At 27.3% G+C, this 11186-nt stretch carries 11 protein-coding genes and 1 tRNA gene; 3 read left to right on the plus strand and 9 right to left on the minus strand.

Annotated features, from left to right (window positions below; all coding sequences use genetic code 11):
* The 4 genes from PKV21_06650 to PKV21_06665 form a co-directional block, all read right to left on the minus strand.
* Positions 1–1188: VWA domain-containing protein (locus tag PKV21_06650; protein HOM27169.1), on the minus strand; the 1188-nt coding region annotated here is incomplete at its 3' end.
* The gene (locus PKV21_06655) at positions 1185–2075 is read right to left on the minus strand and encodes a DUF58 domain-containing protein (GenBank protein ID HOM27170.1); all 891 of its coding nucleotides are present in this window, start codon (positions 2073–2075) and stop codon (positions 1185–1187) included. The genes PKV21_06655 and PKV21_06650, both read right to left, overlap by 4 nt.
* Positions 2076–2095: 20 nt before the next feature.
* Complete coding sequence (locus tag PKV21_06660; protein HOM27171.1) at positions 2096–3085, minus strand: MoxR family ATPase; 990 nt, start codon at positions 3083–3085, stop codon at positions 2096–2098.
* Positions 3086–3088: 3 nt separating this feature from the next.
* On the minus strand, positions 3089–4519 hold the full coding sequence (locus PKV21_06665; GenBank protein ID HOM27172.1) for a DUF4159 domain-containing protein: 1431 nt from the start codon (positions 4517–4519) through the stop codon (positions 3089–3091).
* 87 nt (positions 4520–4606) lie between these two features.
* Here PKV21_06665 and PKV21_06670 point away from each other — a divergent pair, with 87 nt between their 5' ends.
* Positions 4607–5074 carry a hypothetical protein gene (locus PKV21_06670; protein ID HOM27173.1) on the plus strand — a complete coding sequence of 156 codons (468 nt, stop codon included), beginning with the start codon at positions 4607–4609 and terminating at the stop codon, positions 5072–5074.
* Positions 5075–5078: 4 nt separating this feature from the next.
* Here the strand turns inward: PKV21_06670 and PKV21_06675 are convergent.
* A tRNA-Gly gene (locus PKV21_06675) sits at positions 5079–5150 on the minus strand.
* A gap of 95 nt (positions 5151–5245) precedes the next feature.
* Between PKV21_06675 and PKV21_06680 the strand changes: the two genes are divergently transcribed.
* A complete protein-coding gene (locus PKV21_06680) occupies positions 5246–6070 on the plus strand; it encodes a PAS domain S-box protein (GenBank protein ID HOM27174.1) in 825 nt (274 codons plus the stop codon).
* On the opposite strand, the gene PKV21_06685 is transcribed toward PKV21_06680, so the two are convergent.
* From PKV21_06685 to PKV21_06700, 4 genes are read right to left on the minus strand one after another with little or no spacing between them, the layout of a single operon-like run.
* Complete coding sequence (locus PKV21_06685; GenBank protein ID HOM27175.1) at positions 6049–7173, minus strand: aldo/keto reductase; 1125 nt, start codon at positions 7171–7173, stop codon at positions 6049–6051. The genes PKV21_06680 and PKV21_06685 overlap by 22 nt on opposite strands.
* 56 nt (positions 7174–7229) lie before the next feature.
* Positions 7230–7868 (minus strand): TIGR00730 family Rossman fold protein, encoded by a 639-nt coding sequence (locus tag PKV21_06690; GenBank protein ID HOM27176.1) that lies wholly within the window; start codon positions 7866–7868, stop codon positions 7230–7232.
* Positions 7855–9138, minus strand: a complete 1284-nt coding sequence (locus PKV21_06695) for a nodulation protein NfeD (protein ID HOM27177.1) — start codon at positions 9136–9138, stop codon at positions 7855–7857. Before PKV21_06695 ends, PKV21_06690 begins: the two co-directional genes overlap by 14 nt.
* Positions 9135–10220 (minus strand): aminopeptidase P family N-terminal domain-containing protein, encoded by a 1086-nt coding sequence (locus tag PKV21_06700; GenBank protein HOM27178.1) that lies wholly within the window; start codon positions 10218–10220, stop codon positions 9135–9137. Before PKV21_06700 ends, PKV21_06695 begins: the two co-directional genes overlap by 4 nt.
* An 81-nt stretch (positions 10221–10301) precedes the next feature.
* Here PKV21_06700 and PKV21_06705 point away from each other — a divergent pair.
* The coding region (locus PKV21_06705) for a hypothetical protein (GenBank protein HOM27179.1) at positions 10302–11186 on the plus strand (885 nt) is incomplete at its 3' end.

Here is an 11186-nt window from a genome sequence, read left to right on the forward strand (position 1 = left end):
AGGATAAGTTCTATCACCGATAAAAAGAATTATGTTTCCAGTATCTTTTAAATAAGAGTTAAAAGATTTTATCACTTCTTTTTTAATTCTGCCTATGTCGTTTAAAATTATTAATTGATATTCTGGTAAATAAATTTTTTCAATGTCATTCATTTTAACTACATTAAAATTAAGTTCCAAAAATGATTTTAACGCTTCAAGGCCGTTTATTATGAATTTTAATGCCTTTTCATCTTCGGAAATTAAAAGAAGTTTTTTTTCCTTTTTTGTTTTTGTGAAAAAATAAATATTATCCGCTAAAATTGCATCTTCTGTATTTATTTCAAATATAATGTTTTCTGATTCAGAATTAAATTCAATTTCATATTTTTTATTTTCTTCAGGATTAATACTCAATTTCTCTTCTTTTATTTTTTTTGTAATATTATCCTTTACAGATAAATAAAAATCCTTTTTTGAATTTCCCCAGTTTTTAATATCAACTGTAAAACAATTTTTTTTATTTGAAGAATGGACATCTTTTATTGATAAATTTTCTGTATTTTCAGATGAAACATCAAAAATAAAAATATGTTCTTCTTTAAAGTTTAAATCCAGATCTTGGAATGATTTTTTCTGTAGGTCAGAAAAAATAAATATAAATTTTTCACCTTCTTTATTCCTTAATATTTCTTCACTTTTCATAAGTGCCCATCTAAAATTTCCTGAAAAATAATATAAATTTTCTTTATCTATAATATCTTTTATTTTAGAAAGGTCATTTTGGAAATTGTAAAATTTACCATTTAAGTAAATCAGAGAAATTTCTGTTTTTTTATCAAAGTTATTTAAAATTTTGTAGATAATTTTTTTGGTTTTTTCGATACCATAACCACTGTTTGCAAGCATACTCATAGAGTTATCAATTACAAAGACCACATATTTTTTTTCTTTTTTAAAAATTGGAGAATTACTCAACGGTTCTGATAAAACAAAAAGAATAGAAAAAATTAAAATAGTTCTGAATAAAATTATAAAAAATTCCTGTATTTTCTCAATTTTGAGTGTTTGTTTTTTGGTTAATTTTAAAATTTTTATATAACTAAAAGGAATTAGTTTTCTACTTCTTTTTCCAAAAAAATGTATTAATACAGGTAAACTTATTCCCAAAAGTGACCATAGAAAAACAGGATTTAAAAAATTTATCATTTTTTTCTCATTCTTAATTTCAAGTATTCGTAAAGAAAACTATCAAAAGGTTTGGTTGTTATTGCTGTTTTATAATCAATTTTCATTTCTGTAAATCTTTTTTTATAAAAGTTTATAAGTTTTTCAATATTTTCTTTATATTTCTTTTTTATAAATTCATTATCAACTGAAATTTTTTCTTCTGTTTCAATATCAAAAAATTCCAAAATTCCTTCTCCTTTCAAAGAAATTTCTCCGTGGTCAAGTATTTGAAAGACAATTACTTCATGATGGTGATGAGTAAAATATGCAATTCCTTTTATTACATCTTGGGGATTATCAAAAAGGTCAGAAATTAAAATGATTATACTTCTTTTTTTTATACTTGAGGATATTTTTTTCATAACAGAAAGGATTGATGTCTGACCTTCCGGTTTTATCTTTTCAAGAATCTCAATAATATTATGAAAATGAGAAAAGGAAGAAGATGCTTTTAAAAAATTTTTTATTTCGTTATTGAAATTAACAAATCCAACAGCATCTTTTTGATTTAATATAAGATAAGAAAGACAAGCAGATAAATATACTCCATATTGAATTTTACTAATTTCACCAGTTTTATATGCCATTGAATTACTTGTATCAAGTAATATAAAACATCTTACATTTGTTTCTTCTTTATATGTTTTTAAAAATAATTTATCTGTTCTACCAAAAACTTTCCAGTCAATATATCGTATATCATCTCCAGGTGCATATTCTCTGTGTTCAAAAAATTCAACACTGAATCCTTTATAGATACTTTTATGAAGTCCTGAAAGAAATCCTTCAACACTCTTTTTAGCTACCAAATTTAAACTGGAAAATTTAATAAGAACTTTTGGATCAAGATATCCTGCAACTTTCATTGTAATAGTTAAGAGATTTTTTAAACTTTAACTTCTTCAAGCAATTTATCTATAATATATTCAGTATCTATACCATCAGCATCTGCATTAAAGTTTAGAAAAATTCTGTGTCTTAAAACATCTTTGACAACTTTTTTTATATCTGATATTGATATATTGACATCTCCCCTTAGTGCAGTTACTGCTTTTGAGGCAATGACGATAAATTGAACACCTCTTGGTCCTGCTCCCCAACTTACGTAATCCTGAATGAATTTTGAGTTATGATTGATACCTGGTCTTGTACTTCTAACAAGTTTTACTACATAGTCAATAATAAAATCAGAAATTGGTATTTTTTTTATTAAGTTTTGAAATTCAATTATCCTTTCTCTACTCAATATTTTTTTTAATTTTGGAGTAATTCCCATAGTGGTTATTTCTGCAATTTTTTTTTCTTCATTTTCTTCAGGATAATCAATTTTTATGCTTAACATAAATCTATCCAGTTGGGCTTCTGGTAAAGGATAAGTTCCCTCCAGTTCAATCGGATTCTGTGTTGCAAAGACAATAAAAGGCATTTCTAAAAGATGAATTTTCCCTCCAACAGTAACCTGATATTCCTGCATTGATTCAAGAAGTGCTGCCTGTGTTTTGGGTGGAGCTCTATTTATTTCATCTGCAAGTACTATATTTGCGAAAATTGGTCCCTGAATAAATTTAATTATTCTTTCTTTTGTAATTCTGTCTTCCTGAATTATTTCTGTTCCTGTAATATCAGATGGCATTAAATCGGGTGTAAATTGTATTCTTTTGAATGTTAAGTCAAGTATTTCTGCAAGTGTTTTTATCATAAGAGTTTTTGCAAGTCCGGGAACGCCAATTAATAGACAGTGTCCTCCTGTAAATAAAGAAATTAGCAATTTTTCAATTACATTATCCTGTCCTATAATAACTTTGTGGATTTCTTCATATATTTCTTTTTTTATTTCTTTTAACTCTTCAAGTTTTTCAAGTAAATTTTCACCCATTTTTTAGTGAGTTAATAAATAAACTAGAATATTCGTTCCTATTTCTTTTGATTCTTTAATATTTAAAGAAAAAACAAAAGGTTTCGGTATATTTTCCCATCCACTTCCAATATCATATTTAGAAAAAACAATTATTGGTTGTTCTTTTAAATAATATATTTCAATTGGGTCTTCAAATCTATAGGTAGAAAAGATTGTATTTATAACAAAAGGGAATTGAAAAATTTTATCATTTTCTTTTGGAATTACTTTTTTTGCTTCTGGAAGTATTTTATTTATTATTTTTTGAAATGCAATTGTAAAGTCCTCACTTCCACAGCAACTATTACCTATCAGACAACCTCCTTTCAAAAGAAAATCTCTTAATTTTTTCAATTCTATTTCATCAAAATTCGGGTCATAATGGCCTGTAATGTAAAGGACAGGTACATCTTTTAAAGTATCTTTTTTCAAATCAACAGAAATTGGTTCTAAATAAACAAATGTCTCTGTCTTTTCTGAAAAATTTTTAAGGAATTTTCCAATTGAATTTGGGGAAGGATTCCAATCACCAGAATGTTTAACCTGTCCTATATAAATCTTCCCTGCTTTACTTTTTTCTTTTTCCGTATATACTGGTAACTGGCTATAAAATTTTCCATATTCAATCCAGTTCAGAGAATATAAAAACATATTTGTTCCTATTTTAATTGCATCTTCCGGTAAATATCTTACTCCCCATGGATGAGTATGCATTGCCCATCCACATCCAAGGTCATAAGGGGACAAAATTACAGCAGCTCTACATCCAATATTCAATGTTCTTAAATTAAGATTTATTTCTTTTTCTTTACCTTCCTCTAAAATTTTTACATTTTTAATATTATGAAAACAGTTTATAATAGGGTGATTTGAATAAAGTGGGTAAAAATTTCTATCAGGGAATATTTTTTCAATTATATTTATAAATTCTTTTGTAAATTCAGGACTTCCTGAAGAAGCATTTGCCCAGATGAAACCACCTTTTAATAAAAATTCTTTGATTTTTGTGAAATTTTTTTCTTCAAGTGAAAATGGTTCAACACTTGTTATGTAAAGAATGGGTATTTCTTCCGGGTCAAAGGAAAAATTATTTAAAGAAATTTTTACTGCTCTATAATTTATTTTTGTAGATTGTCCAATTATTTTAAGAAGATTTTCAATGTCATTTTCTGCTCTTGTCCATTTATCATCGGAACCACAAATAACTTTTCCTATTATTACAGGTGGGGATGGAGGATTTTTCTTTTCGCTTCTTCTTAAAGGTGTTACAGGTAAAGGTAAAGGTGGAAATCCTTCTCCTGCTTTTCTTCTTTGAGGTTGTTGTGTGGGTGGGGCTTTACCACATTCCCAACTTTCAATATTTAAACACAAAATTATAAAGATTAATAGAATAAAACTGTATATTTTTTTCATTTTTCGTCTAAATAAATCTACTCTAAAAGTTATTATATCAAAAATAATTTTGAAAAGTCAAAATTTTATAATAAAATAAATACCATTATGGAAGAAAAAGTCATTAAAGAAAACCTTAAAAAAATAAAAATTGCGGGGTTTCTTTTAATTTTATATCCTTTGCTTCTTATATTTGTAGGTAAAATTTTAATCTTAAAAGGTTTTACACATATTGTATTGAATTATGAAAATGAAAAAATTAAGGTTGTTCAAAATATCCTTTATTTTTTAGGACTTGGAATTTTCTTTTTCTGTGGAGGTTTTTCTGATTTTATATCAAAAAAATTATTCTCCAATAAAAAAGATATTTCTGAAAAAAAACAAGCATACTTTTTCTATACAGTTTTAATGTTCCTTTTCTTAAATATCATTTCTACCTGTGGATTTATTGGATTTTTGATATGTGGGAATTTTGCATGGCTTGTAACTTTTTCTCTAATTAATTTTTTATCTCTATTTTCATATTTTCCTACTCAGAGAAGATATATAAAAAAACTGGAAATGTTTACAGATTAAAAAGAGCGGGATACGGGATTTGAACCCGCGACCACGAGCTTGGGAAGCTCGCACTCTACCGCTGAGTTAATCCCGCTTATATATAAATTTACCCTATTTTTAAGAAAAGTCAACTGGAAAATTTGACTTTTTGAAAATTTTAATATATTTTTTAAAAAAAGAGTATATCAAATGGATGAAATAGTTAAACTTAAAAATATTCTTACTTTCAAGGATTTAGAGATAAAAAATTTAAAGGAAGAGATTGAAAAACTTAAAACTATTATTTCTTTTTTCCCTGGGATTATTGTCATTCTGGATAAATATGGAAATATTGAGTTTATAAATAAAGAGGGAGTAAAGGTCTTACATTATTCTTCAGAAGATGAACTGGTAGGGGAAAACTGGTTTGATAAATGTATTCCAGAGGATAACAGAGAAAATTTAAGATTTATATTCAGAAAAATTATAGAGGGGTACATTGATGAATTTAAATATTACGAAAATCCTGTTTTAACAAAAATAAGAACTTTAAAATTGATTGGATGGAGAAATTCATATATAAAAGATGAAAAAGGAGATATAATTAAAACAATAAGTTATGGAATAGAAGTTTTGAGAGAAACACTTGAAAAGCAGAAAATCAATGATTACACAAAAATTTTTGATATTTTACCCGAGGCAATTCATATAATAGATAGAGAATTTAAAATTCTTTATTTTAATGAGGTTTTTAAAAAATGGAACAAAATTCTCGGTTTTTCTGTTGATGTTATAGGAAAAAAACTTTTTAGTGTTTTTCCTTTTCTTTCAGATAAAGTTAGAGAAGAATATGAGAAGGTTTTTGAAAATGGAGATATTTTGATAACAAAGGAAAAAAATATTATTAAAGGAAAGGAATTTATTACAGAAACAAGAAAAATACCAATTTTTGAGAAAGAAAAAGTAATAAGAGTTATAACATTTATAAGAGAAATAACGGATTTTTTTAAGAATTATGAAGAAAATATTTTATGAATTTTTTTTATTTCTTCTCTGATTTTTATCTTTTGAGGGCATTTTTCTTCACATTGTCCACATTCAATACATGCATCTCCTTTTTTTCTTTCATCTTTTTCTTTATTTCCTATTTGTGTATAAGCATTTTTGTATCTTTCTGAACCAAGCAGAATATACTGGTTGAAAAGAAAGAAAATATTAGGAATTGGGATATTTTGAGGACAGGGTAAACAATATTTACATGCTGTACATGGTATTTCTCCAGTTTTCCTTCTTTCTTTTATTATTTTTTCTATCAATTTTATTTCTGTTTCATTTAAAAATTCTCCAGAACTTGCTATTTTTGCATTTTCCTCTACCATTTCAAAGCTGTTCATACCAGATAAAGCAACTGAAACATTTCTATTTGTAAAAACGAATTTCAATGCTATTTCAACAGGCGTTTTATATTTTTCTTTAAAAACATTCATTAAATAAGGAAAATCAGAAAGTCGTCCACCTCCAACTGGTCCCATAACAGCAACTCCTACTCCCTTTTTTACAACATAATCAATGCTTTCTTCATTACTTCTATCAAGTAGGTTATACTGACAGAGAACAGTTTCAAAAATTTCTGCTTCATCAACAATTTTTTTCATAAATTCAGGTTTATCATGAAAAGAAAAAGAAATATGTTTTATAAGTTTTTCTTCCTTTGCCTTGATTGCTTCTTCAATCAGATTGAGTTTTAAAACCTTATCCTGAAAACTCTGCCAACTAAGAGAATGAAAATGATAAAAATCAATATAATCAACATCAAGTTTTTTTAACTGTTCTTCAAGAATCCTTCTGTAATCTTCTGTTTTTTCTATATTCCAGATAGGGGATTTTGTTGATAAATATACTTTTTTTCTCCATCCTTTTAATGCTTTACCCACAACTATTTCACTTTGATGATTACAATATCCATAAGCAGTATCAATATAATTTACTCCAAGTTCAAAACTCCTCTGTATTATTTTAATGGATAAATCTTCATCCACTACATTGGTACCATTTATTTCTTTCATTGGAAGCCGCATTGCTCCAAATCCAAGTATAGAAACTTTAATCCCAGTTTTCCCAAATTCTCTGTAAATCATTTTTACCTCCCAAAATTTAATTTAAATATTCTATAAGATTTTAGATGATAAAAAATTTATTTATTTTTATAGAACTTTTCAATTAATGAAACAGCCTCTTCTGGTTCATCCACAATTTTAAAAATTTTTAAATCATTTTTATCTATGTATCCTCTTTTTAAAGGAACTTCTGTAAGCCAGTTTAAGAAACCTTTCCAGAAATATTTATCCATAAGAATGACAGGGAATTTATGGATTCTTCCTGTTTGTATAAGAGTTATTGCTTCTGTAAATTCATCAAGAGTACCAAAGCCACCGGGAAAAATAATAAAACCTTTAGTGTATTTAACAAACATAACTTTTCTCGTGAAAAAATATCTGAAATATATTAAAGTTTTTATATAAGGATTTGGTTTTTGTTCCTTTGGTAGTTCAATATTAAGACCTATAGATTCCCCTCCACCTAATATTGCTCCTTTGTTTCCCGCTTCCATAATTCCAGGTCCGCCACCGGTTATTATAGTATAGCCCTTTTCAGCAAGTAATTTTGCTGTTTTTACCGCATTTTTATACCATTTATCATTTTCTTTTATTCTCGCTGAACCCCATATTGTTATTGCTTTTTCAACTTTTTCAAGAGTTTCAAACCCATCCACAAATTCCGCCATAATTCTAAAAATTCTCCATGCTTCTTCTTCATACTTATTCTTTTTCATTTCTTATTTCCTCCACTATTAAAGTCAATCCTTTTATATCAATAACTCTTACTTTTCTTCCTTTTGGTATAACTTCTTTAATACTTTTTCCTTTCCAGTATTCTCCATGAACGAAAACCATTCCTTCAGGATTTAAATCTGTTATAGTTTTTCCCTCCTCGCCAATTAAACCTTCTTTACCTGTTATTACTTTTTTTCTTTTTGTTTTCCATGCAAACCAGATAATAAACCATATGAAGACTCCTGTTAAAAAACTTGCTATAAGAATGTTTGTATTATGGATTTTGATTTCAGATGTTTTTTTAAACAACATAATAGAGCCGAGGATGAAAGTAATAATTCCCGAAGTAATAAAAATTCCAAAAGTTGGTGTTATTGCCTCAATTGCAAAAAAAATGAAACTTAAAATAATTAAAATAAGTCCTGCTAAATTTATTGGTAATGTATGGAGTCCAAAAAATGCAAGTATTAAAGCAATTGTTCCAACAATTCCAGGTATTCCAAAACCAGGATGGGAAAATTCAAGTATTATTCCCCATATTCCTATAATAAGTAAAAGATATGCAATATTTGGATCTGATATAAACTGTAAAATTTTATCTTTAAGTTCTGGTTTTGCTTCTTTAAGTTGAACATTTTTTGTTTTTAAAATAATTTGTTTTTCTTTTATTTTTAGAGTTTTTCCATCTATTTTTTCTAATAGTTCATTTATATCTTTTGCTATCAAATCAATAACTTTTTCTTTTAATGCTTCTTCTTCTGTGGATGAAATGCTTTCTCTTACTGCTCTTTCCGCCCATTTCTCGTTTCTTTTTCTATGTCTAGCTATTGTTTTTATAAAACTAACAGTATCATTTACAATTTTTTCTTCTATTTTGCTATCTTTTTCTCCACCTGTAAGTGTTACTGGATGTGCTGCACCAATATTTGTTGCTGGTGCCATTGCAAGAATATGACATGAAAGAGCAATAAAAGTTCCAGCAGAAGCACATTGAGAACCGCTTGGATATACAAATCCAATAACAGGTACATCTGATGATAGTATCTCTTGAACTATTTTCCTTGTAGAAGAAAGAAGTCCTCCTGGTGTATCAATCGTTATTAAAACAAAATTTGACTTATTCTTTTCAGCAAGTGATATAACATTTTTTACCTGGTAGTAAGTTACAGGACCTATTGCACCTTCAATTTTGAGAAAATATCCATTGCTTTCTGGAAATAAATTTTTTAAAAAAAGTAAAAACAAAAAATAAATTATTATTTTTTTCATTTTACAAGTATATCGGGTCTCAAAAGTTCATCCTTTTCTATTTCAACTTTTATTGATGGCCAGTTTGTATCTTCTGTTATTATAAGAGGTTTTGTTCTAGTAGTGATTATTGTATCTTCTGATTTTGTTCCAGTAATTGATGGATTCCATGCAAATGCCTGATTTTCTGTTATAATTTCATTTCTTTTTTCTGTTGCTCTAAAGTATCTTGTCATATAACCAGTTGGTCCTCCCTGATGATGTTTTTGCCACTCATCAGAATACCCTGTTTTTTCATACATTTTTATTCCTTCATTAAATACATCTCCAATGATTTTACCTTTTTTTGTTGAATTTATAAAGGTAGCATCTATTTTACATACTGCCTGATGTTTTTTCTTTAATTCGTCAGATATTTTTCCAAAATGAACAATACGAGTTAAAGAAACGATTAACCCATTTCTCCTACCACAGAGAACAACCATAACATATCTTTCTATTTTTTTATTTGTAGGAACAGGATGTCTGTATCTTTCAATTCTTTCGTCAGAAGCAACAAGAAGTACAACAGGAACAATGTTTTTACTCCATAACTTTTCACTTAATTTTCCTGCAATTTCTATTTCTTTATCCCCAGGTTTTATTTCTTTGCATACTTCTGTCATAATTTTTGTTGCCTCTTTTCCAAGTTCTTTATATCTTTCTATTTCTTTTGATAAAAGAGGATAATGTAAACTTTCTATTTTTACAGGAATAAAATTTGAAACTGGAATATCAGAACCTATTTTACCGTCGGTTATTTTTTTAATCCTTTCTTCAAAGTTTTCTTCATACCATTTTTCCACCACAGGTTCAAAATTAAAGTTTTTCAATTCTTCTTCAGAAATTCTTGGATATTCAATATTATTTGTCAGATAATAAACTTTATTCTCTGTTACCAATAGTTTACAAACACCTGTTTCTGTATGAAGCCCAACATAATTTATTTTTCCACCTGTGAACCATGCAAAATTACTAACTTTATTCAATAAAACTCCATCTAATTTTTTTTCTGCCATCAATTTTTTCACTCTTTCCCATTTTATTTCAATTTCTTTTTCCATAATAATTAAATTATCAACCAATTTTTATTTTTTTTCAAGTTAATTTAAAATAAATATTAGAAGAATAGAAAGGAGTAATCTGTGACAGGAAAAGAAAGAATTTTAAATACTTTTAATCATAAAGAAAGTGATTATGTTCCTGTATCAGACCAGTTAATTGTTTCAAAAGTCGCTTCCGAAATACTTGGGAGATATGCTTATACAGGAGGGGGAGAATTTGAAAAAGATAAAATTGAACTTTTATATAAAGAAGAAAGAGATTTTTTGGTTGAAAGATATGTTGAGGATACTATTGAGATTCATGAGAAACTTGGATTAGATTTTATCAGAGTTAGCACAGTTCCTTCAAAAAATTATACAAAAGATGACCTGCCAAAGAAAATAGATGATGATACTTATTTATTTGAAAATAAAGAAACAAAAAACTGGTCAATTTATAGATTTTCTCCTTCCTCAGGACAGTTTTTCTGTATTTATTCTTCTATGGAAGAAGAAGGATTTTCAGCAATGGAAAGGGAGATTCAATATATAGAAAAAAAGTTAATGGATGAGATTAAATTTGATGATAAAAGTATTTTTGAAGGATGGGATAAAATTGTAAATAAAGCAGGAAAAGGGATTGCTATTGCATTTTCTGCAGGTATTGCTATTCCGATGAGAAAAATTTATCTTGAATCTATTATTTTAAAACCGGAATGGATTGAAATCTTTCTTGAATATCAAACAAAATATACAATTGAATTTATTAAAGAAGGTAAAAAGCATGGTGCTGATTTTATTTTAGGTGGAGGAGACCTTGCTGATAAAAATGGACCCATATATAATCCGGAAATATTCAGAAAATTCCTTATGCCAAAATATGAAAAAATAATGGAAGTTTGTAGAACTTTGGGACTTTTTTATGTTTTTAGGAGTGACGGAAATACAAAACCTTTCTGGGATATGTGGTTTTTAGAGATTGGTTTT

The organism is bacterium (assembly GCA_035371905.1).
Lineage (GTDB): Bacteria > Ratteibacteria > UBA8468 > B48-G9 > JAFGKM01 > JAMWDI01.